Consider the following 23078-nt stretch of genomic DNA (forward strand, 5'->3'; position numbering starts at 1 on the left):
TATGGCAAACCTACCTGAAACCCCGCAGTGGGAAGACGGCATCTATCAGATTGAGGTCTCTGACCCCGTTCTGGGCGGGCCTGACGGGATTTCTAACCGTCAGGGTAAACAACTGGCCAGCCGCACGCTGTACCTGAAACAACAGGTTGAAAAAGGCGGTACAGACCTTGCGAAACACATCGCGGCAGCAGACCCGCATACACAGTACGCACCGAAAGCCAGCCCGACATTCACCGGCACGCCAACAGCGCCCACGCCTGCAAATAGCGATAACAGCAAGAAGCTGGCGACGACGGAGTTTGTGGCTAAAAATATATCGGCTCTGGCTAACACCGTTGCGGGCAAGCTGTCACAGGATCAGAATGGGGCGGATATTCCCGACAAGACTACTTTTCTTCAAAACCTTGGACTAATGAATAATGGGGTTGTAGGCCGTCTTGTGAATATTAAGGTCATTACCACCAGCCAGGTTTATATTCCAACACCTGGCACAAAAAAAATAGTCGTTGAGGTTCAGGGTGCTGGAGGTGCTGGAGGTGGCAGCCAGGCTGTAACCGCAGGAAATTGTAGTATTGGCGCCGGTGGGGCTGAAGGATGCTATGGAAAATCTATTTTTACTGACTTAGAAGATAGTTATTCCATTTCAATTGGCGCTGGAGGAGTGGGCGTTCAAGGTGCGGGAGGCGGTGCTGGAGGCATAACAACGTTTGGAGATTTAATGTCAGCTGGCGGTGGTTTTGGCGGAGCAACTTTACCAAGTGGTTCAACAGCAGTCACGACTGGTCTGAATGCACCATCTAACGAAAGACCTGTAGTTATTGGTGCCAATCTCTATTCGAGTGGTTACGCCGGAACATTTGTTTTTGCCGTCAGATTGGGAGCATCCAGTATTATCAGTGCAGTGGCCGGGATGGGGGGACGCTCTGCGTTTGGTGATGGTGGAGGATCTCATACAGCGATAGGCACAGGACCAGATGCCAATGCGTTTGGTTCTGGTGGTGGTGGTGCAAAAAGTTGGTCCTTTAACGGGACTGATATCGCATATGCGGGTGGCCGCGGTGCCGATGGTGTTGTGATTGTTTGGGAGTATGCGTAATGAGTACCTATGCCATTGTTAACAATGACGGGATCGTAGTGAATACGATTATCTGGGATGGTGAGTCAAAATGGGACAAGCCAGAGGATATGAATACAGTCCTGTACGAAGGTAATGGGCCTTGTGTCATAGGCGGGACTTATCTCAATGGCGTATTTTCACCGCCCGAAGAGGTATTACCTCCAAAATCAGAGAGAATTGCTGACGCAGAAAATATGAGGGAGAGCCTTCTGAGTGAAGCCACATCAGCAATCGCTCCATTACAAGATGCGGTTGATCTTGGAATAGCAACTGATGATGAAGTGAAGAAACTGACAAGCTGGAAAAAATATCGGGTTCTGGTTAACAGGACTGATACATCAAACGCTCCTGACGTGAATTGGCCTGAAAAACCACAAGCTTAAAATTTACTGTCACCCCGTAATTTGCTACTTTTCGCGCACAAAACCTGAGGGGAAGACATGCGTATCCAATCAATAGACTACTTACGTGGCGCTATGTCACTTAGTATTGTTTTTTATCATTTTATTTATCAGTTTACTGATTGGGGGGTGACAGATTCTGGCACTTTGTTGGGACGCCTGGGTATTTACGCCGTGTCTGCATTTTATATAATTAGCGGCATGGCCCTTTATCTCGCACATCAGCGCGACAAATGGTGTGCTGGTCAGTATCTGAAGTTTCTCGTCAGACGATTTTTTAGGTTGGCCCCAACCTATTGGGTTGCGCTTGTCTTCGCTACCGCATTCGGTGTGCTCTTCGTAAACGGCTTCTCTATAGATGTCTGGAAGTACACACAAAATGTACTTTTGATCTTTGGAATCACGAACCCAACGGAATACATAATCATGGGGGGATGGTCTATAGGAAACGAAGTCGTTTTTTACCTGCTGTTTCCAGTGTTTATTCTTGCTACAAAATGGGTGTCGTCACTTGTACTGATGGGGGGGCTATTGATAGTAACTCTCATCCATAGCGCCTTCTTTCTCCTGGATTCTCATCAAACCCTCGCCAGCCAGTGGCCAGACTATATCAATCCAATGAACCAAATTTACTTTTTTATCGCAGGAGTGATACTGGCTAAACTCCTGCTCCCCTATGTGGGTAGAAGAAAAGGGCTGTTGTTTGTGGCAGTTATGGGGTTAGCGCTTGTCTTTACGCTTTATCCTGTAACAGGTAACCAGATAAATATTGTCACAGGCACTAACAAGTTGGTGTTTGTTTTGCTTACGGTACTGTTGTGCGCCGTTTTTTTCTTGATCGGCAACCTGCTGTCAGTGAGGTATGTTCATGTTGTGCTGAAGTTTTTAGGCGATGTGTCCTACCCCTTGTATCTTCTGCACGGCGTATCTTTTGCGTATTTCCAAAAATTTATTTTTTACAGAGGAATGTCAGATTCAACACTTTTCGCCTACGCTTCTGTCCTCCTGATGATACTGCTAATTCTGTCGTGGTTTTGTCATGTCTGTGTAGAAAAACCAGCAATACGGGTTAGTCAGTATATGAAAATTAACGGGAATGCCGATGGCTTGATCCAAGGGAACAGAAGCCGGTCATGAGGTGACAACAAGTTTACAGCTGCGATGGTCTGATACGCGAAGTCCACTGGATGTAATTCTTTTACACAGATTGAAACGCCGCTGCGATGCCATTTATCTCACGGAAATGGACACATTTATCGCGCGGCGCATCAGTTAAGTAAACCGTTTTTGCGGGTAATACCATGGCCGACCAGGACAGGTTTTATAAAGAGGACCTCATGACTCAAAAGACCCCTTTGTTCGAACAGCATGCCCAGTGCGGCGCGCGCATGGTGGACTTCCACGGCTGGATGATGCCGCTGCATTATGGCTCACAGATTGATGAGCACAATGCTGTGCGAAATGACGCTGGCATGTTTGATGTCTCGCATATGACGATCGTTGATTTACACGGCAGCCGCACGCGTGAATTTTTGCGTTATTTACTGGCAAATGATGTGGCGAAGCTGACCTTGCCTGGGAAAGCGCTGTACACCGGTATGCTTAATGCCTCCGGTGGAGTGATTGACGACCTGATTGTCTACTTTCTGGCGGAAGACTTTTTCCGGTTGGTGGTCAATTCTGCGACGCGGGAAAAAGATCTCACCTGGATTACCCGACATGCGGAATCTTACGATATCGACATTACCGTGCGCGACGATTTAGCGCTTATTGCCGTTCAGGGGCCGAATGCGTGCCAAAAGGCAGCCAGCGTATTGACTGAACAGCAGCGTAAAGCCATTGAGGGCATGAAGCCATTTTTTGGCGTGCAAAGCGGCGATGTATTTATTGCTACCACGGGGTATACCGGTGAACCCGGCTATGAAATCGCTTTGCCGAATGAGCTAGCGGCCGCGCTTTGGCAGCGGCTGCTGGCGGCTGGCGTTACCCCTTGCGGACTTGGCGCGCGGGACACGCTGCGCCTCGAAGCGGGAATGAATCTTTACGGTCAGGATATGGACGAAGGCGTATCGCCGCTGGCAGCGAATATGGGCTGGACAATTGCCTGGGAACCCGCCGATCGTGAGTTTATTGGCCGCGAGGCGCTGGAATCGCAGCGCGAGCGCGGAACCGAAAAACTGGTCGGGCTGGTAATGAAGGACAAAGGCGTTCTGCGCGGTGGCTTACCGGTACATTTTTCAGATGCACATGGCAATCAGCAGGCTGGGGTTATCACCAGCGGCACGTTTTCCCCTACGCTGGGCTATAGCATTGCGCTGGCGCGCGTTCCCCCGGATATCGGTGATACCGCCATCGTACAAATTCGCAATCGGGAAATGCCGGTTGCCGTTACCAAACCTATTTTTGTTCGCGCCGGTAAACCGGTGGCCCGCTAATTTAACTTCAGGAGACTGCCATGAGTAATCTGCCAGATACGTTGAGATATACCCGTGAACATGAATGGCTGCGTAAGGAAGCTGACGGCAGTTATACCGTTGGTATCACTGAGCACGCACAGCAGCTACTCGGCGATATGGTTTTTATCGATTTACCTGAGCCTGGCGCCACGGTAGCCGCGGGCGCTGATTGCGCCGTCGCTGAATCAGTAAAGGCCGCTTCGGATATCTATGCGCCGGTCAGCGGGGAAATTGTGGCAGTGAATGAGGCGCTGAACGATGAGCCGGAGCGTGTAAATAGCGCTCCGTACGATGACGGCTGGATTTTCAAAATTAAAGCCAGCGATGAAAGCGAAATAGCGGCACTGCTTGACGCTGAAGCCTATCAGGCGCTGCTCGATAACGAATAATACGGGAAACCGGATGCGACAGGCGTCCGGTTTTCGTTTTACGTCTGTATACCCGGTTACCTGGATGTTCGCCATGACTCAAACTCTACGCCAGTTAGAAAATAGCGATGCTTTTGTTGTAAGACACATTGGTTCTTCCCCGCAACAGATCCAGCAGATGCTGGACACGGTAGGCGCTGCGTCGCTTGACGATCTGATAGCGCAAATCGTACCCGCCGATATTCAACTCGCCCAGCCACCCCAGACCGGGGAAGCGGCGACGGAAGAGTCGGCGCTGGCGGAGCTTAAAGCCATCGCCGCCCGCAACCAATGTTTTAAAACCTATATTGGGATGGGCTACGCCGCGGTACATACACCGCCGGTAATTTTGCGCAACATGCTGGAAAACCCCGGCTGGTACACGGCGTACACGCCCTATCAGCCTGAAGTGTCTCAGGGGCGACTGGAAGCGCTACTGAATTTCCAGCAGGCGACGATTGATTTAACCGGCATGGATGTTGCCTCTGCCTCGCTACTGGATGAAGCGACCGCTGCGGCCGAAGCAATGGCGATGGCGAAGCGCATAAGCAAAGTGAAAGACGCGAGCCGCTTTTTTGTTGCGCAGGACGTACATCCGCAAACCATAGACGTAGTGCGTACCCGCGCGGCCACATTTGGTTTTGAGGTCGTAGTGGATGACGCGAATAAGGCCTGCGAGCATTCAAACCTCTTTGGCGTATTGCTACAGCAGGCGGGCAGCAGCGGCGAAATTCACGATTACGGCGCGCTGATTGCAGAGCTAAAAGCTCGCCAGATTGTGGTCAGCGTGGCGGCGGATTTACTGGCGCTGGTCACATTAACCGCACCAGGCCACCAGGGTGCTGATATCGTTTTCGGCTCAGCGCAGCGCTTTGGCGTGCCTATGGGCTATGGCGGCCCGCATGCTGCGTTCTTTGCGACGCGCGACGCCTATAAGCGCTCGATGCCTGGCCGCATCATCGGCGTTTCGCGTGATGCTGCGGGGAATACCGCGCTGAGAATGGCGATGCAGACGCGTGAACAGCATATTCGCCGTGAAAAAGCGAATTCGAATATCTGCACTTCGCAGGTGTTGCTGGCTAACATTGCCGGATTTTATGCGGTGTACCACGGGCCGGAAGGATTACGACGCATCGCTGAGCGAGTACATCGTCTGGCGGATATTCTGGCGGCGGGCTTGCAGCAACAGGGGCTCACGCTCAGGCACGCGAGCTGGTTTGATACGCTGTGCGTTGAGGTTGCCGATAAGGCCAGCGTGCTGGCGCGCGCCCAGGCGCGGCGGGTTAATTTACGCAGCGATTTACCCGGCGCGGTGGGTATTACGCTGGATGAGACCACAACGCGGGCGGATATTATCACGCTGTTTGATATTCTGCTCGGCGAAGGGCACGGGCTTAACCCGGATACGCTGGATAAAGACGTTGCGCTGGATAGCTGCTCGCTGCCTGCGGCGATGCGGCGCAGCGATGCAATATTGCAGCACCCGGTTTTCCTGCGCTATCACAGCGAAACCGAAATGATGCGCTATATGCATAGCCTGGAGCGTAAAGACCTGGCGCTGAATCAGGCGATGATCCCGCTTGGTTCCTGCACGATGAAGTTAAACGCGGCGGCGGAGATGATCCCGATTACTTGGCCCGAGTTTGCCCAGTTGCATCCGTTCTGCCCGCCTGAACAGGCGGAGGGGTATCGCGCGATGATAGCCCAGCTTTCTGAATGGCTGATACAGATCACCGGTTACGACGCCCTTTGTATGCAGCCAAACTCCGGAGCGCAGGGCGAGTACGCCGGGTTACTGGCTATCCGGCGGTATCATGAAAGTCTTAACCAGACCGCGCGCGATATTTGCCTGATCCCCAGCTCGGCGCACGGCACTAATCCCGCATCGGCGCAAATGGCGGGGCTGCAGGTGGTGGTGGTCGCCTGCGACAGGCAGGGCAATATTGATGTGGCGGATCTGCGGGATAAAGCTGAACAGGCGGGCGACCGGCTTTCCTGTGTGATGGTGACCTATCCCTCGACGCACGGCGTGTATGAAGAGACGATTCGCGAGGTGTGCGACATTATCCACCGCTACGGCGGGCAGGTTTATCTGGACGGCGCCAATATGAATGCTCAGGTGGGGATCACCACGCCTGGCTATATCGGAGCGGATGTTTCCCATCTTAATCTGCATAAAACATTCTGTATTCCGCACGGCGGCGGCGGCCCCGGCATGGGGCCGATAGCCGTGAAGGCACATCTGGCGCCGTTTGTTCCCGGGCACAGCGTGGTGCAGATCGAGGATATACTCACGACGCAGGGCGCGGTCTCCGCCGCGCCGTTCGGCAGCGCGTCCATATTACCGATTAGCTGGATGTATATTCGTATGATGGGCACTGAGGGGCTGAAAAAAGCCAGCCAGGTCGCCATTCTGAATGCTAACTACATCGCCTGCCGGCTGCAGAATGCCTATTCCGTACTGTACAGCGGCCGTGACGGGCGCGTTGCCCATGAATGTATTCTCGATATTCGCCCCCTGAAAGAGGCGACCGGGATCGGTGAGCTAGATATTGCTAAGCGCCTTATCGATTACGGTTTTCATGCGCCGACGATGTCATTCCCCGTGGCGGGAACATTAATGGTAGAACCCACCGAATCGGAAAGCCTGGTCGAACTGGATCGCTTTATTGAGGCGATGCTGGCTATACGGGCAGAGATTGATCGCGTCGTACAGGGGGAATGGCCATTAGAAGATAATCCGCTGGTGAATGCGCCGCACGTGCAGCAGGAACTAGTAGCGGAGTGGCATCATCCGTACTCACGGAAGCTGGCCGTATTCCCTGGTGGCGCAGAAAATAAATACTGGCCGACGGTGAAACGGCTGGATGATGTGTATGGCGATCGTAACTTGTTCTGTGCCTGTGTACCAATTAGCGAATATCAGTAACTGACGGCGGATGAGCATTATAAAAAGGGCGCATAGCGCCCTTTGGATTGTTTGGGAAACGGAGGTTATTAAATATCCATTAAGCCTCAAAAGCTCTTAGGAAACTTCTCCAGGAGTAATGGGTTGGTCACCAGCTTCCATATGGGTATTTTTTCCCTTTGATAAAGTCTTCAGTATTTTTTCCGTATTCATAGCCGTTAGAAAATCGCGTTACCCCTTTGCAAAGCTCCAGTTTATCCCCGGATACCGTTTTCAGTACTGACGGAGTGATGCGATAATTAGGCTCTCCTCGGGATACGCCGCTTAACCAGACGGTCACTTTTCCTTCTGGAGCCAAGCCAATTTGTATGGCGTTATAATACTTCTCATTGCCCTGATGGTCTTTATGGCCTGGCATCAACATTTTATCAAGGAGGGGTCTAGGGATAGTCAGCGCAGTCTCATATACTTTTTTATCGATAACTGAGTCCCAGCAAAAAATAATATGCCTGGGAGGGCGTCTAACGTGATTCCAGTGCCCGTTGAGCGTTCGGGCGTTATCGTTCCATTTATCCATTACACCATTAAGTGCTTTAGTGCTGTCGAGAGTATTAAACTCATAAACTTTACCGTCAGCGTCCTGAACAACGGCAAATGTCGCGATTGCAGGAAGTGTTTTAGGTGTGAAAAAATTAAACCACCACTCTTTCGGCATATCACTTTGCGCAGCGGTACCGGGCAAAGGTTTTCCCTGACAGGCCGCCAGCGCCAGTAACGGAAGAAGCCAGGCTACGCGGATCATTTCCATATTTTATTCCCGTCCATATCATAAACTGTACGCTGCCAGCGCTCGTCCGGCCGGTTGGTGAAGGTCACCAGCTTCCATATGGGTATTTTTTCCCTTTGATAAAGTCTTTTATGTCCTTGTCGTATCCATAGGAGAAATCGCTTTTTGTCACCCCTTTGCAAATAGCTAATTTATCCCCGGATACCGTTTTCGTACTGACGGAGTGACGCGATAATTAGGTTCAAATCCGATACCATTAAGCCAGACTGCAACCTTACCTTCCGGGGCCAAACCAATTTGCACGGTGTCATAGGCGCTATGGTACGGATCGCTTTTCCCGCTGGGGCTGCCCATCTTTTCCACAATGTCATCAGGCAGGGTCAGGTAAGTTTCATACACTTTTTTATCTATCACCGAATCCCAGCAGAAAAAAAACTGCCTGGGTAGATGCTTGACGTGGTTCCAGTGTCCTCCCGGTGCCCGATCCCGGTCGTTCCATCTTCCTACCATATTGGGCATATCCGGGGTGCTGTTCAGCGTAACGAACCGGGATGCTCCTCCGTCTGTATCAAGAATAACCGCGAACGTCACCACTGCGGGCAATGCTTTTGGCGTGAAAAAGTTAAATTTCCACTGCGTCGGCACATCATTTTTGACTGAGATATTGGGCTGGTCAGTACCGTGGCAGGCCGTTAGCACAAGCACCGGGATCAGACCAGCCAGACGGATCATTTCCATATTTTATTCCCGTCCATATCGTAGACCGTACGCTGCCAGTGCTCGTCCGGCCGGTTGGTGAAGGTCACCAGCTTCCGTATGGATATTTTTTCCCTTTGATAAAGTCTTTTATGTCTTTGTCGTAGCCATAGGAGAAATCGCTTTTTGTCACCCCTTTGCAAATAGCTAATTTATCCCCGGATACCGTTTTCAGTACTGACAGAGTGACGCGATAATTAGGCTCAGAACCACTTCCCTGTAACCAGACTGCTACTTTCCCTTCCGGAGCCAGCCCGATTTGTACTCTGTCGTAATAGGCCGTCTTTCCCCGATAATCTTTAAACTCACTGGGCCGACGCATTTTTTCCAGAATAGGTTTAGGGATTGTCAGGTGGGTTTCATACACCCTCTTATCAATAATCGAGTCCCAGCAAAAAATAATATGTCGGGGAGGGCTATTAACATGATTCCAGTAGCCACCAGGAGTACGATCCCGATCGTTCCACTCGCCCATAACCATAGGTAAATCAGGTGTACTGTTTAACGTATTAAATCGATAATCTCTGCCATCTGCATCAAGGATAGCCGCGAACGTCACCAGCGCGGGCAGTGCTTTGGGGGTGAAAAAGTCAAAGGTCCACTCTTTCGGCATATCACTTTGCGCAGCGGCACCGGGCAAAGGTTTCCCCTGACAGGCCGTCAGCGCCAGTAACGGAAGAAGCCAGGCTACGCGGATCATTTCCATATTTTATTCCCGTCCATATCATAAACTGTACGCTGCCAGCGCTCGTCCGGCCGGTTGGTGAAAGTCACCAGCTTCGCCGGTTTGACCGCCCCGCGGATAACTCCCCGACCGTCTTTCATCACGCTGTTCCAGTTGGCCGAGCAGTGGATATATTTTTCAGCCAGCATCAGGATTTCCGGCGTAGTAAACCCGCTGGCAGGCTGACCGCTGCGGGCGGCACGGCCCATCACAATCGCTTTTTCACAAAGACTGTTGAGTTCTGGCCGAAGTCTTAATTCTGCATTTGTATCTCGAATAGGATCGAATGCCACACCCGCATCCTGTGCTGCATCAAGCATCACCCTCAGTACCACTTTCGACCAGTCATTACGCGTGGGGCGGTCAATCACCAGCGCGGCAGCGCTGCGTTTCTGTAGCGTTCCGTAACGGTCTGCGGGCATTCTCTCGTCATGCCAGGTATCGATATTTACCTCTACCACCTTCAGCAGCGGCGCAATGGAAGGATAGCTATCCATCGCTTTCAGTTGCGCACAGGTCTGCCGGTAAATCTGTGTTTGCGTATTCGGGGTGGAAAGGGGCACCGTTTCAAACATTGGTCGGGTAAGGAAATAGGCTTCGTGCTCGTTGGGGTTATAGCCGCCGCCAATGTCTGAATGCGCGCCGGGAAGGGCCAGTTCCGGCCACGCCGGTTTCACGCTGTTCAGTGCGAAGTTAAAGCGGCATTCGTGCTGGGCGGTGATATGGAACACCTTCTCTGCTACGCCCGGGCGCAGCACCAGGTTTACCTCCCCGGTGTCCGCGCTGTGCGGGTTAAGGCCGTTAATCGGTGTCCCGATGGCCGCCACCGTATCAAATATTCCCAGGAAGCGGGTTTTGCCGCCGGGCATTCCGGCAAACTCAACCCCGTCCAGCCCCGCCTTAATCGCCGATACAATCGTGCTGTCCTGGTTAAATACCCGGTTGGCAAAGTGGCGCGCCGCTGCGGCCCCGCGACTGAAGCCAAAAATATCAAACTGCAGCTCTTTGATAACGCAGGTGCGGGCATCGACATGCCTATTGAAATATCCCTGAATACCGGCAGAGAGTGACGCCACGGCTTTATCCGTTTTTTTCACAACGCCGGTATCGCCCCGGCCGGTGCCCATCCCGTAAGTGCTGTCGCCGATCCCATCCTCCGTACCGATGCCTTCGATATAAATGGCATACTGGCCAACTCCCGTCGCAGGCATCAGCTTCTGGCTATATAACGTCTGGAGCCAATGCACATTGGTGTAATAACCGAGATAACTCCCTGCGGCAGTATCGCTGTAATTACGTTTTAGTTGGACACACTGGGAATATGCAGATCCTGCGTCTGCATCATTCATCCCGTAATGTTCACCGGAGCAGGCGACCTGACGATCTGTACTGTTATTCGCATTATTGCCGGTACCGTCGAAGAACACGCCGATGGTTAGCGTGATTTCCCGTTTCTTTTTCGCGGTCTGGGCACGCTGTTCGGGGTCTGACTGGAGCGCCTTTTTCTCCGCGGCCTGCGCACGCTCGGCCGCCCGTCCTGCATTGCTGTCACGCTCATAGGTGTGCGTCTGGACTGACGGGATAAAACGGGCGCGGCACGGGCAGGATCTGTAGCTGTCCAGAGAACCGGCCCACTCTTTTGGAGCGCCATTGACTTCATAGGTGTCTCCCATGCCGCCACAAACGCGGAATCGCCCTTTGTGCTTTCCGCAGGTTACCGGATCGCCTACGCGGACCTGCTCTCGTTCAATGCCGCCAATTTCGTAGGTATCATCAGGTGCACCGGAAAGAATTCGTCCGCCACAGGTTGTTTTATCCAGGTGATACAGAAAAAATCCCGTTGTCATAATCCCTCATGATGAAATGGTTATAAAATCAAAGCATCATACCTTAATAGTTTTAAATTCAACCGGCTGGCAACGGTTTTTTGATGATTTTTAATAGTTTTTTGCGGGTAAAATTCAGGGTGAATTCTATTAGATGAGAATTGTACTGCCGTTCTCCGCCAGCGCGAGTGGCCGACAATCTAAACGCCTCATCCCCGGGCGGGGATGAGGAGGAAGACTTAATGATTCGGATAGGGCGTATAGGTGCCGGTCAGGCTGTCAAGGAAAGCGACGATATCATCAACGTCCTGCTGCGGTAGATCGGTGCCGACCTGATAGCGCAGCATCAGTTTTACCGCCTCGTCCAGCGTAGCGACATCTCCACGATGGAAATACGGCGCCGTTTGCGCAACGTTGCGCAGCGTCGGTACCTTCTGGCGTAAACGGTCGCGAACATCGCGGGTTACGTTCATGCGCCCTACGTCTGCCGGGGTGAGTTCTCCAAACGAATAGTCTTTACGCAGCCCCAAAGGCTCATACGAGCGACCGCCGAGAATTTTGCCGCCGTGGCAGGTGGCGCAGCGATTATCTTTAAATAATTGCCAGCCGCGTTTTTGCCGGGAGTTAAGCGCGCTATCGTCACCGCGCAGATATTTATCGAATGGGGAGTCGGGAGTAATGAGCGTTTTTTCAAATTCGGCGATGGCATCGGTGATGGTATCGCCGGATAACCCCTGCGGATACACGGCGGTAAAATCGCGAACCAGCGTCGCGTCTTTATCCAGTTTGCCGACGATTTGCGCCCACGAAGTAGAGGCCATTTCGATAGGATTGAGCGGCGGCCCCCCGGCCTGTGCTTTCAAATCGGCTGAGCGACCGTCCCAAAATTGTTCAACATTAAATACCGCGTTGAACACCGTCGGGGCATTGATTGGCCCAACCTGATTATTAACGCCGAGAGAGGTTTTTCTGCCGTCGACGCCGCCCTTGCCGAGTTGGTGGCAATGGGCGCATGAAATGGAGTTATCCGCAGAAATGCGCGGATCGTGATACAAACGCATGCCTAACGCGACTTTCTCTGGGTCAACCGGCAGCGAGCGGGGGATAGGCTGTACCGGCTCATTGCGATGCTGTTCCGCCATATCTTCCGTTGCATAGTATTTGCGGCGATTATCCCGTATCCACGACAGCAGCGTGGTGCGTTCATCATCGCTGATATTGCCGGCCCAGTGCAGGGCGACATAGCGCCCGGGCGGCATAGTATTATGCTCAAGCACCCACTCTACTTTGGTTAAATCGCTTTGTTCGGCCGGCCTATCTTCCCGCAGGCTGCGCTCAATACCTTCCAGGCTGAACGATTTATAACCCTGCGCCATATCGTATTCCATAAGCTGTTTGGCTATAGGAAATTTGGCATAAAACGGCAGATCGCCAGACTGCGTATGGCAATAATTGCATCCTTTTTCCTGAATAATGCCTAACACCTTATTATTAAACGCTGAGGTAGATTTCTGCACAGGAGCCGCGGTACGGCGCTGCGTATCATGATACCAGACATAACCTACCAACCCGAAGTAGCCGACGGCGGCAATCGCTACAGCGGCGGTACCCAGTTTCATTATCTTATTCATTTTTATGTTATCCCTTCCAGAGACCAAGCGTCGCGCACCCGCGACGCCCACATGGTGGCGATGAACGGCGGGGCGGGCGTTGATAGGTATCAAAGAAGCTGACAGGTAAAAGCTATCGTTATGATAGCTTTGGTAAATGTCAGGATTTCCTTATTTATCATGAGGATAATTTTGAACGGGAAGATGAGCCTGATTTTTAAAGATCACAGTACTTCGCCGTTACTGGCGATGACTTTTTGGTACCAGTAAAAACTTTTTTTACGGGCGCGGGACATATCGCCGCTGCCGTCATCGTGCCTATTAACGTAAATAAAGCCATAGCGTTTGTCGTACTGGCCCGTGGTAAAAGAGACGCAGTCGATACAGCCCCACGGCGTATAGCCGATAAGCTCCACGCCATCCCAGCTTACGGCCCGCTGCATTTCCTGAATGTGGGCGCGCAGGTAGTCAATGCGATAATCGTCGTTAATTGCGCCGTCTTTTTCCACGGTGTCGAAGGCGCCGAAGCCGTTTTCCACAATAAACAGCGGCTTTTGATAACGTTCATAAAGCTCGCACAGCGCGTAACGCAGGCCGACCGGATCGATTTGCCATCCCCAGTCCGACGCTTTGACGTGTGGGTTAGGCACGCTGCCTTCAAACCCGGACAGCGCATCGCCGGAGCCGCCTTCGGCCTTAACGGCGTTAGTCATGTAATAACTAAAGCCAAGATAGTCGCAGCAGCCTTCGCGAAGTATTTGTGCGTCGCCCTGGGCCATTTCGATGTGAAAACCACGGCGCGCCCACTCGTTCAACGCGTAGGAGGGATAGTAGCCGCGTAGCTGAACATCGGTGAACACATACCGCTGTCGCATGGCCTCCTGAGCAAACATGATATCGTCAGGGTGGCAGGACCAGGGATAAAGCGGCACCATTGCCAGCATGCATCCCACTTTCATTTCGGGATTAATGCGGCGGGCGGCTTTTACCGCCAGGGCGCTGGCGACAAACTGATGGTGCATAACCTGATACATCGTTTGTTCAGGATTATCGTGATTTGTGTAGACTACGCCGGAGCAGCAATAGCCAAATAGCGGAGCGCGCCAGTTGCGCTGATTATTGATTTCATTAAACGTCATCCAGTACTTAACTTTGTGCTGATAGCGTTCGAAAACCACTTCTGCAAAGCGGGCAAAGTAATTTACCACGCGGCGATCCGCCCAGCCGCCATACGCCTTAACTAAATGTAATGGCATTTCAAAATGCGAAAGCGTTATAACCGGCTCAATATTGTATTTTAGAAGCTCATCAAACAAATTATCGTAAAATTGGAGCCCGGCTTCATTAGGTTCTAATTCATCGCCCTGAGGAAATATACGCGTCCATGCAATAGAAGTCCGAAAACATTTAAAACCCATTTCAGCGAAGAGCTTTATATCTTCTTTATAGCGATGGTAGAATTCTACGCCCTGATGGTTTGGATAATATTTCCCGGGGACTACGGTATCCGTTATCTCTCTGGGCACGCCGTGCGCGCCGCCGGTTAATACATCGCAAATACTAGGCCCTTTCCCGTCGTTATTCCAGGCGCCCTCGACCTGATGTGCCGCAACGGCACCGCCCCATAAAAAGGTGTCTGGAAGTGAACATTTTTTCATTGTCATTATTCCTGCCGCTGAGTGATATTTAATTAAAGTGAGGTGAACGGTGTTAAATAAATATGCTGCAATAACGGTGAGTCTAACAAATGATAATTAAATGTCACGTGATAACAAATTACGCTATAAGGGAATTGTTACATATATAAAACAGCGTGTTTTTTTATGCGGTATTTTTCACCAGGCGTCTGCCCAGTGCTTCTAAAATATAGACGACGGGGATTTGTGTAGTGATGTCATATTTACCCTGAATGCGCGTTTGAGGAATATGCCAGGAGATATTGAGATCAGAAAGTTTGGCCAGAGAAGAACCCGCGTGGCTGGTAATTGATAATAGGGTGCAGCGATGCAGGCTAAACTGACTGGCGAACTGGAGAATTTCTGGGGTTTCGCCTGAAACGGAAAGAATTATCGCCAGCGCATCTTGGGTTAAGTCCTGCGTAACCGGAAACCAAGGGTCGTCGATATGGTTACTAAATTTCCCAACATTAGAAAAAAAGCGAGCGCCGTATTTGGCGATAGCACCTGAGGTTCCTGTGCCGATAAAAATAACGCGTTTAGCATCGCGGATGACGCTGGCGGCGGCGTCGAGGCGGCATTCGAATTCATTATTATTGACTGCATTAAAGAAGTGGATAATTTCGCCAGCCCCGAAATTATCGGGTGATGTATTGCCACCTTCAATCCAAAGACGGAAATGTACGCGAAATTCGGCATAACCGTCGCACCCTAGTTTGCGGCAAAAGCGCAGCACGGTGGTTGTGGATACGCCCGCGCATTCCGCCAGCTCACGAATAGTCATGTAACTTACGGTATCAGGATGGCGCACAGCGTAATGATAAACCGCCATTTCGAGATGATTCAGGCTACTGATAGCATCATGAGTGAACATAGTTTATGGCACGCTCCCTGAGCAGATAAAATTAAGTGTAATCAGGTTCTTCGTATTGCTAACGGCGCCATCCTTATATTATACATGAGAGATAACTCCGCGTATCGAAAAGCCGTCAACGCATTATATTATGTCACGTTGGGAATGTTTCTCTCCAGGCTAACCCTCACTGCCAAAATTGGGTGAGCAGGCGATATGAACATGCTAGCTCAATCGTTGGAACGCGGGTGGATACGGGCCGCGCTTATGCCGACTGGCGCTATAGCGGCCATTCCTGTCTAAGTACCGGTTGTTTACAAGAGTACACACAATTTTTTGAGTGTACATGTGTTCACTGGAATCATTCTCAGTTACGCTGAAGCCGATATTAGTTATCCAGGATAAAAGAGAATGGTCAGTAAACCGTTAATGCTTAAAGGATATTCTCTGGCGGAGGAAATCGCGAATAGCGTTAGCCACGGTATTGGGCTGGTGTTTGGTATTGTCGGCCTTGTGCTGTTATTGGTGCAGGCCGGGGAGCTAAACGCCGGTGCAATAGTGATTACCAGCTATAGCCTGTATGGGGGGAGCATGATTTTACTGTTCCTGGCTTCGACCCTGTATCACGCTATTCCTCAGCCGCGCGCCAAACGCTGGCTTAAAAAAGTCGATCACTGTGCTATCTACCTGCTCATCGCCGGCACTTATACTCCCTTTTTATTGGTGGGGCTGAACTCGCCGCTGGCGCGCGGGTTAATGATAGTTATCTGGGGCCTTGCGCTATTAGGCATTTTGTTTAAGTTGACCATCGCTCATCGTTTTAAAATTCTCTCAGTGGCGACATATTTGGTCATGGGGTGGCTTTCGCTTATCGTTATTTATCAGTTAGCGATTAAGCTGGAGGCCGGTGGCGTGGCTCTGCTGGCTCTTGGCGGTATTGTTTATTCGCTGGGCGTTATTTTTTATGTGAGTCGGCGCGTTCCGTTCAACCATGCTATTTGGCACGGTTTTGTATTGGGCGGCAGCGTGTGCCACTTTTTAGCGATTTATTTCTATGTAAAATAGCGCGTACCGGCGCGCTTTACTCTATCGAGCTCCAGGCTAAATGAAAATGGTTAGCCGCCGCGCCAGCGGTCGCTATTATCCTCTGCGATGCGATGCGATGCGATGCGATGCGATGCGATGCGATGCGATGCGATGCGATGCGATAGCGTATAGCAACAGCTATCGCATCCGTTGGCACAATGAGAAATACGAAGATACCGGGCGATTAAAACAAGCGGTGGATGAATATATCCACTATTACAATCACGAAGGTATTAAAAAGAAACTAAACGGCCTGAGCCCGGTACAGCACCGAACCCTGGCCATGACAGCCGCCGGATAAAGTGCCCAATGCGCCCAATAACTGGGGTTCACTTTTTATCAACGCGGGCTTTATCCGTTCAGGCTTCTTCAAGCGAATAGGGCAGCGGCTGAATTGCGAGCTTTCCTTCGCCGTTCTCACCCGGCACGCGAAAAATAGCATCGCTATCCAAATCGTTATTCATCACGGCCTGAATTAACACTCTGCCATCCTCAAGGCGCACAGAGGCCAGAACGGCGCCGGTGCGTCGCCAGCTTTCGCCCATTTTTAATTCCAGCCCGTCCCCCACGGCTGGCAGGGATTCAGCCTCACCCGCCAGATACCAAAGCGCGCGCTTGTTCGCGCCGCGAAATTTCGCACGCGCTACCATTTCCTGGCCGGTATAGCATCCCTTTTTAAAGTTGATCCCCCCCAGCGCCTGCAGGTTAGTCGCCTGGGGAATAAACTGCCCGCTATTATCGGCGTCGATAACCGCGAAAGCGCTCTCTATTTCCAGCGCCAGCCACTGGGCGCTATCGTTCAATTGCGCTTCCCCACGCAGAGCGTCTGTTAGCCGCTGCGCCTCAGTTTTATTGGTGATGATGATAAAGCGTTCTTCCGGCAGCGCCAGCCAAAGCAGCGTCGTATCGCCCGCGTGCGTTAATGGCGTTTCGGCATCGGGTAACGCACCGAGCAGCCCGGCCAGCGCGGCGCGAGCGTGGAATCCTGCAACACCCAGTAAAACAGCGTCATCATCGGGCGCGATGGTGACTTTTGAGAAGACAGCGTATTTTTTAAGCTCGGTAAGCTGCGTATCGCGCAGGCTGCGACGCTCTATCCAGGCGAATCCTTCCGGCTGGCGAAACAGACGCAGGTTGCTCCACATTTTTCCTTTAGGATCGCAGTGCGCGGTAAGGACATGTTGATTATCAGCCAGTAACGCGACATCTGTAGTGAGCTGACCCTGCAGATATTTTTCACTATCGGCGCCGCTGATAGTCGCCAGCGCCCAGTCGTCAAGCGTCATGAGCGTTAAGGGTAAACGCGCGCTGGCGGCAGGCTGGCGGGGTGGAAATGGAGTGAAAGCCATAAGCTATTTTCCGGATAATCGCAGTTGAATGATGGTTAATGGTAAAAGAGACATGCGCCAATGCAAGTGGTTTAGTGGGGCGAATTGTGCCTCAGGCGTGAAGTCGCGTAGTGATACGCAAATTTTTGCAATTAAAAAACAAAAAAAGAATGTTTTGTGGGAATCTTTCGCAAATGCAACATTCTGCAATGGAATTCATAAAAAAACGGTTACAATAGCGCTCGTCTCCCCACGGTCTGTTAGCAGGAAAGAGAGTATGGATATCAGTAATAAAGCCCGCATCCACTGGGCCTGCCGACGCGGCATGCGTGAACTGGATATTTCTATCATGCCTTTCTTTGAACATGACTATGATGCGCTCAATGACGACGATAAGCGTCTGTTTGTGCGACTTCTTGAGTGCGATGACCCCGATCTTTTCAATTGGCTTATGAACCACGGAGCGCCGACTGATTCTGAACTGGGGCGTATGGTGCAGTTAATTCAGCGGCGGAATCGCGAACGTGGTCCTGTGGCAATCTGATTTACGTATCTCCTGGCGCGCGCAGTGGCATTCGCTGCTGGTGCACGGTATCGCAGCGACAGTTATTTTATTGTTGCCCTGGCCGCTAAGCTATATGCCGCTGTGGATGCTGTTGTTATCCCTGGTGGTCTTTGATTGCGTGCGTAGCCAGCGGCGAATCTATGCTCGCCACGGTGAGTTTGCGCTGCTGGATGATTATCGGGTGAAGTGGCAGGGCCGGGACTGGACGTTAGCCCGCGCGCCGCTAATGCTGCCAGGCGGCATGCTCTTGCGGCTGCGCGACCAGGCATCTACTCAGCAACAGCGCCTGTGGCTGGCGTCAGATAGCCTTAGCGCCCGGGAGTGGCGTGATTTGCGCAGGCTATTACTTATGGCGCGCTGCAAGCCACGCTAACGAACGCGCGCGCTATTCTTCAAGTCTTCAGGCGAGCGACAGCGTCATTTCGCGCATTATTTGTTCACACCAGCGCTGAATTCGCTTTTCACTTAAATCATACTGATTCGTTTCATCCAGCGCTAAGCCAACAAATTGAGTGCCATCGGCGATGAGCGGTTTTTGGCTGGAAAATTCATAGCCGCTGGTAGGCCAATAGCCAATAAAATGCGCGCCGCTGGGCGTCAGCTTTTCATGCAGCATTCCTAGCGCGTCAAGGAACCACTCTCCGTAACCTAGCTGATCGCCCATGCCGTAAAGCGCGACGGGCTTTCCTTTCAAATCCAGCGCGTCAAGCTGCGGCCAAACCGTTTCCCAGTCTTCCTGTAGCTCACCGAAATCCCAGGTAGGTATTCCTAAAATCAGCGCATCGTACTGCTCCATCAGGGCTGGCGCGACGTCTTTCAAATTATGTAGGGTGATATGTTGTGAACCGATAATATCGCGGATTTTCTCCGCTGCCATTTCCGTATAGCAGGTACTGGAACCGTAAAAAAGGCCAATCTTCATAGCGGTGAAGGCTCATGGTAAGTAAACGGGCGATGCGCAAGTGTATCAGAATGCATCCACAATCGGGCATAATACGCCCTGGCCCGGAAATGAGAGGTGGCTGTGGAACAGGATGTAGCGCGTATAGAGCAGTTTCTGGATGCGCTTTGGCTTGAGAAAAACTTAGCGGAAAATACGCTTAGCGCTTATCGCCGTGATTTAACCGGTGTAGCGGCATGGCTGCATCATCACGGCGCCGGTTTGGCTACGGCACAAAGTGACGATCTGCAGGCGCTATTGGCGGAACGCCTGGACGGTGGATACAAAGCGACCAGCTCCGCGCGCTTGCTTAGTGCGCTACGCCGTTTTTTCCAGTATTTGTACCGTGAAAAAATACGCAGTGACGATCCCTGCGCGTGCCTCTCATCCCCTAAGTTGCCGCAGCGCCTGCCAAAGGATTTGAGTGAAGCGCAGGTTGAACGCTTGCTTCAGGCGCCCGTAACGGAACAGCCTTTAGAACTGCGCGACAAAGCCATGCTGGAAGTGCTGTATGCAACCGGGCTGCGCGTTTCTGAGCTTGTCGGGTTACAGTTAAGCGATATTAGCCTGCGCCAGGGCGTCGTTCGCGTTATTGGGAAAGGCGACAAAGAACGATTAGTACCGTTAGGGGAAGAAGCAGTCTACTGGGTCGAAACTTACATGGAGCACGGGCGGCCGTGGCTACTGAATGGCCAGACGAGTGATGTGCTATTTCCCAGTCAGCGCGGGCGGCAAATGACGCGCCAGACTTTTTGGCATCGGATTAAACATTATGCCGCGCTAGCCGGTATTGACGGTGATAAGCTGTCGCCGCACGTATTGCGGCACGCTTTTGCCACGCATTTGCTCAATCACGGCGCCGATCTGCGCGTGGTCCAAATGTTATTGGGCCATAGCGATCTTTCTACTACGCAAATCTATACGCATGTGGCGACCGAGCGATTGCGCCAGTTGCATCAACAGCACCACCCCAGGGCGTGAGTGCGTAACTTTAAGGAATGGATATGAAAAAAGTCTTACTACTGTGCGCTGCGGGGATTGCGGCCTCTCTTTCTTTCACCGCCAGCGCCGATGATGCTGCGGTAAAACAAACTATAGCGAAGCTTGGGCTGACTGACGCTCAGGTGCAGGATGCGCCGGTGAGTGGTTTAAAAACGGTACTGACCGAGAGCGGCGTTCTGTACATTAGCGACGACGGTAAGCACTTACTGCAGGGGCCGCTTTATGACGTCAGCGGTGCGCAGCCGGTTAACGTTACTAACTCGCTGTTGCTGAATAAAATCGATGCGCTGAAAAACGAAATGATTGTGTATAAAGCGGCAAAGGAAAAACACGTCATTACCGTCTTTACCGATATCACCTGCGGTTACTGCCACAAGCTGCATGAGCAAATGAGCGACTATAACGCGCTGGGTATTACCGTGCGCTACCTGGCATTCCCGCGCCAGGGGCTGCAAAGCCAGGCGGAGAGCGATATGAAGTCTATTTGGTGTGCGAAAGATCGTAATAAAGCTTTTGATGCGGCGATGAAAGGCGGTGAAGTCCCGGCGGCAAGTTGCTCTATAGACATTAAAAAACACTATGCGCTAGGGCTGCAGTTTGGCGTTCAGGGAACGCCGGCGATTGTGCTGAATGATGGCACCGTTATTCCGGGCTATCAGGGGCCGCAGGAAATGAAAACATTTCTGGATAAACATCAGCAGATGACGAAAGCGAACGGGCAGTAACGCGTGGAAGATAAAACTCAGCTTCGGCGCCGGGAGAGCGATAATTCAGTGGTTTTTCCGCCGGAGATCCCGGCGCTGTTGCAGCGGCTGTATGCCAGCCGCGGCGTGCGCGGCGCAGAAGAGCTGGAGCGTAGCGTGAAGGGGATGCTGCCCTGGAGCCAGCTTACCGGCGTTGAGGCCGCGGTTCGTCTGCTACACGAAGCGCTGCGTCAGCGTCTGCATATTATGGTAGTGGGCGATTTTGACGCCGATGGCGCGACCAGCACGGCGCTCAGCGTGCTGGCACTGCGCGATTTAGGCGGCCACCGGGTTGATTTTTTGGTGCCCAACCGTTTTGACGACGGCTATGGTTTAAGCCCGGAAGTGGTTGAGCAGGCGCACGCTCGCGGCGCGCAGCTTATCATGACCGTGGATAACGGTATTTCGTCGCATGCGGGCGTCGAAAAAGCTCGAACGCTGGGCATCCCCGTTCTGGTTACGGATCACCACCTTCCGGGCGATAGCCTGCCCGAGGCGGCGGCCATCGTTAATCCGAATTTGGCCGACTGCCCGTTTCCATCAAAAGCGCTGGCGGGAGTCGGGGTCGCATTTTATTTGATGCTGGCGCTGCGCGCCCATCTGCGCGAAGCGGGGTGGTTTGAAGAGCGGGGAATTGCGATACCCAATCTTGCCACCTATCTGGATATTGTTGCGCTGGGTACGGTTGCCGACGTGGTGCCGCTGGATGCCAATAATCGCATCCTGACCTGGCAAGGCCTGAGCCGCATTAGAGCCGGGCAGTGTCGGCCTGGCATTCGCGCGCTGCTGGAAATTGCTAATCGGGATGCGCGACGTTTGAGCGCCAGCGATCTCGGTTTTGCCCTCGGCCCGCGCCTTAATGCGGCGGGCAGGCTCGATGATATGTCCGTCGGGGTTTCACTGCTGCTGTGCGATAACCTGGGAGAGGCGCGCGTGCTGGCGAACGAGCTGGATGCGCTAAATCAAACCCGTAAAGAAATCGAGCAGGGCATGCAGGCGGAGGCCATGGCGCTGTGTCAGTCGCTGGGGCGTCAAAGTGAGAGCCTGCCTGCCGGGCTGGCGCTCTATCATGCCGAATGGCATCAGGGGGTGGTGGGTATTTTGGCTTCACGCATTAAAGAGCGCTTTCACCGCCCGGTAATTGCCTTTGCTCCCGCTGGAGACGGCATCCTGAAAGGCTCTGGCCGTTCCGTTCAGGGGCTGCATATGCGCGATGCGCTGGAGCGTATTGATACGCTCCACCCGGGATTGATGCTCAAGTTTGGCGGGCATGCGATGGCGGCGGGACTGTCACTCGAAATGCATCGCTTTGACGAATTCCGCGAGCGTTTCGCCGCGCTGGTGGCAGAATGGTTAGACCCGGCAATGCTGCAGGGCGAGATCTGGACCGACGGTGCGCTGACGCCGCAGGAGATGACGCTGCAAACGGCAGAAATGCTGCGCGACGCGGGGCCGTGGGGGCAGATGTTTCCTGAGCCGCTGTTTGACGGCAAATTCCGGCTATTACAGCAGCGTATTGTCGGCGAGCGGCATTTAAAAGTGATGGTTGAACCCGTAGGCGGTGGGCCGCTGCTTGATGGCATTGCGTTTAATATTGATACCACCCGCTGGCCGGATAACGGCATACGCGACGTGGAGCTTGCCTATAAGCTGGACGTGAATGAGTTTCGCGGTAATCGCAGCGTGCAACTTCTGATTGATAAAATCTGGCCTCTCTAAGTCTCTCCTTACGCCTGGCGGGCAGCTGCGGCCCGCCAGCGCGCTTTTCAGCCCGTTCTGCTGCCCGAGCGCAGGTTCTCGATGCCGGATAACCAGTGCTATAAAAAACAGCACGGATCCGGTAAACTTCCGCTCTTAACGATCCGACTCTGACCACAGTCCACAAAAAGAATT

Annotated in this window: 19 protein-coding genes and 3 pseudogenes; 13 read left to right on the forward strand and 9 right to left on the reverse strand. The window is 52.4% G+C overall.

Going from position 1 to position 23078, the window contains the following annotated elements; genetic code table 11:
• Nucleotide 1: 1 nt before the first annotated feature.
• From SFA31_RS09330 to gcvP, 6 genes and pseudogenes are all read left to right on the forward strand, one after another.
• A pseudogene (locus tag SFA31_RS09330) lies at nt 2-412 on the forward strand (phage tail protein); the annotation flags it as partial.
• Nucleotides 413-1266: 854 nt separating this feature from the next.
• Nucleotides 1267-1500 (forward strand): annotated as a pseudogene (locus SFA31_RS19075) (tail fiber assembly protein); the annotation flags it as partial.
• A gap of 57 nt (nt 1501-1557) precedes the next feature.
• Nucleotides 1558-2655 carry an acyltransferase gene (locus SFA31_RS09340; RefSeq protein WP_322837722.1) on the forward strand — a complete coding sequence of 366 codons (1098 nt, stop codon included), beginning with the start codon at nt 1558-1560 and terminating at the stop codon, nt 2653-2655.
• Nucleotides 2656-2855: 200 nt separating this feature from the next.
• A complete protein-coding gene (gene gcvT, locus SFA31_RS09345) occupies nt 2856-3953 on the forward strand; it encodes a glycine cleavage system aminomethyltransferase GcvT (protein ID WP_322837723.1) in 1098 nt (365 codons plus the stop codon).
• A 20-nt stretch (nt 3954-3973) separates the two neighbouring features.
• A complete protein-coding gene (gcvH, locus tag SFA31_RS09350) occupies nt 3974-4363 on the forward strand; it encodes a glycine cleavage system protein GcvH (RefSeq protein ID WP_322837724.1) in 390 nt (129 codons plus the stop codon).
• A 73-nt stretch (nt 4364-4436) separates the two neighbouring features.
• Nucleotides 4437-7310 (forward strand): aminomethyl-transferring glycine dehydrogenase, encoded by a 2874-nt coding sequence (gcvP, locus tag SFA31_RS09355; protein ID WP_322837725.1) that lies wholly within the window; start codon nt 4437-4439, stop codon nt 7308-7310.
• A 127-nt stretch (nt 7311-7437) separates the two neighbouring features.
• On the opposite strand, the gene SFA31_RS09360 is transcribed toward gcvP, so the two are convergent.
• The 7 genes from SFA31_RS09360 to SFA31_RS09390 all read right to left on the reverse strand — a co-directional run bounded on the left by SFA31_RS09360 (nt 7438) and on the right by SFA31_RS09390 (nt 15542).
• A complete protein-coding gene (locus SFA31_RS09360; RefSeq protein WP_322837726.1) occupies nt 7438-8097 on the reverse strand; it encodes a DUF2931 family protein in 660 nt (219 codons plus the stop codon).
• A gap of 165 nt (nt 8098-8262) precedes the next feature.
• Nucleotides 8263-8814: a DUF2931 family protein gene (locus tag SFA31_RS09365; protein WP_322837727.1), complete on the reverse strand. Its 552-nt coding sequence runs from the start codon at nt 8812-8814 to the stop codon at nt 8263-8265.
• 64 nt (nt 8815-8878) lie between these two features.
• Nucleotides 8879-9538, reverse strand: a complete 660-nt coding sequence (locus SFA31_RS09370) for a DUF2931 family protein (RefSeq protein ID WP_322837728.1) — start codon at nt 9536-9538, stop codon at nt 8879-8881.
• A complete protein-coding gene (locus SFA31_RS09375; protein WP_322837729.1) occupies nt 9529-11403 on the reverse strand; it encodes a phospholipase effector Tle1 domain-containing protein in 1875 nt (624 codons plus the stop codon). Before SFA31_RS09375 ends, SFA31_RS09370 begins: the two co-directional genes overlap by 10 nt.
• A gap of 218 nt (nt 11404-11621) precedes the next feature.
• Nucleotides 11622-13013, reverse strand: coding sequence for a cytochrome c peroxidase (locus SFA31_RS09380; RefSeq protein ID WP_322837730.1), 1392 nt, complete (start codon nt 13011-13013; stop codon nt 11622-11624).
• Between the two features lie 203 nt (nt 13014-13216).
• Nucleotides 13217-14650, reverse strand: a complete 1434-nt coding sequence (locus tag SFA31_RS09385; RefSeq protein WP_322837731.1) for a 6-phospho-beta-glucosidase — start codon at nt 14648-14650, stop codon at nt 13217-13219.
• A gap of 163 nt (nt 14651-14813) precedes the next feature.
• Nucleotides 14814-15542, reverse strand: coding sequence for a MurR/RpiR family transcriptional regulator (locus SFA31_RS09390; RefSeq protein WP_322837732.1), 729 nt, complete (start codon nt 15540-15542; stop codon nt 14814-14816).
• 390 nt (nt 15543-15932) lie between these two features.
• Between SFA31_RS09390 and trhA the strand changes: the two genes are divergently transcribed.
• Nucleotides 15933-16586: a PAQR family membrane homeostasis protein TrhA gene (gene trhA / locus SFA31_RS09395; RefSeq protein ID WP_322837733.1), complete on the forward strand. Its 654-nt coding sequence runs from the start codon at nt 15933-15935 to the stop codon at nt 16584-16586.
• Nucleotides 16587-16758: 172 nt separating this feature from the next.
• Nucleotides 16759-16908: pseudogene (locus SFA31_RS09400) on the forward strand (IS3 family transposase); the annotation flags it as partial.
• 58 nt (nt 16909-16966) lie between these two features.
• On the opposite strand, the gene ygfZ reads toward SFA31_RS09400, so the two are convergent.
• Complete coding sequence (ygfZ, locus tag SFA31_RS09405) at nt 16967-17956, reverse strand: tRNA-modifying protein YgfZ (protein ID WP_322837734.1); 990 nt, start codon at nt 17954-17956, stop codon at nt 16967-16969.
• Nucleotides 17957-18212: 256 nt separating this feature from the next.
• Between ygfZ and sdhE the strand changes: the two genes are divergently transcribed.
• Together sdhE and SFA31_RS09415 are read left to right on the forward strand one after the other, a co-directional pair.
• Nucleotides 18213-18479: an FAD assembly factor SdhE gene (sdhE, locus tag SFA31_RS09410; protein ID WP_322837735.1), complete on the forward strand. Its 267-nt coding sequence runs from the start codon at nt 18213-18215 to the stop codon at nt 18477-18479.
• Complete coding sequence (locus SFA31_RS09415; protein ID WP_322837736.1) at nt 18460-18873, forward strand: protein YgfX; 414 nt, start codon at nt 18460-18462, stop codon at nt 18871-18873. The genes sdhE and SFA31_RS09415 overlap by 20 nt, the downstream gene beginning before the upstream one ends.
• 27 nt (nt 18874-18900) lie before the next feature.
• Here SFA31_RS09415 and fldB read toward each other — a convergent pair whose 3' ends face one another.
• The gene (gene fldB, locus SFA31_RS09420; protein ID WP_322837737.1) at nt 18901-19422 is read right to left on the reverse strand and encodes a flavodoxin FldB; all 522 of its coding nucleotides are present in this window, start codon (nt 19420-19422) and stop codon (nt 18901-18903) included.
• A gap of 102 nt (nt 19423-19524) precedes the next feature.
• On the opposite strand from fldB, the gene xerD reads away from it, so the two are divergent.
• From xerD to recJ, 3 genes are read left to right on the forward strand one after another with little or no spacing between them, the layout of a single operon-like run.
• A complete protein-coding gene (gene xerD, locus SFA31_RS09425; RefSeq protein WP_322837738.1) occupies nt 19525-20421 on the forward strand; it encodes a site-specific tyrosine recombinase XerD in 897 nt (298 codons plus the stop codon).
• Between the two features lie 23 nt (nt 20422-20444).
• Nucleotides 20445-21167, forward strand: a complete 723-nt coding sequence (gene dsbC, locus SFA31_RS09430; RefSeq protein WP_322837739.1) for a bifunctional protein-disulfide isomerase/oxidoreductase DsbC — start codon at nt 20445-20447, stop codon at nt 21165-21167.
• 3 nt (nt 21168-21170) lie between these two features.
• Nucleotides 21171-22904, forward strand: coding sequence for a single-stranded-DNA-specific exonuclease RecJ (recJ, locus tag SFA31_RS09435; RefSeq protein WP_322837740.1), 1734 nt, complete (start codon nt 21171-21173; stop codon nt 22902-22904).
• Nucleotides 22905-23078: the final 174 nt, after the last annotated feature.

Origin of the sequence: Erwinia sp. HR93 (assembly GCF_034555055.1) — a bacterium.
In the GTDB taxonomy this organism is placed as follows: Bacteria; Pseudomonadota; Gammaproteobacteria; order Enterobacterales; family Enterobacteriaceae; genus Apirhabdus; species Apirhabdus apintestini.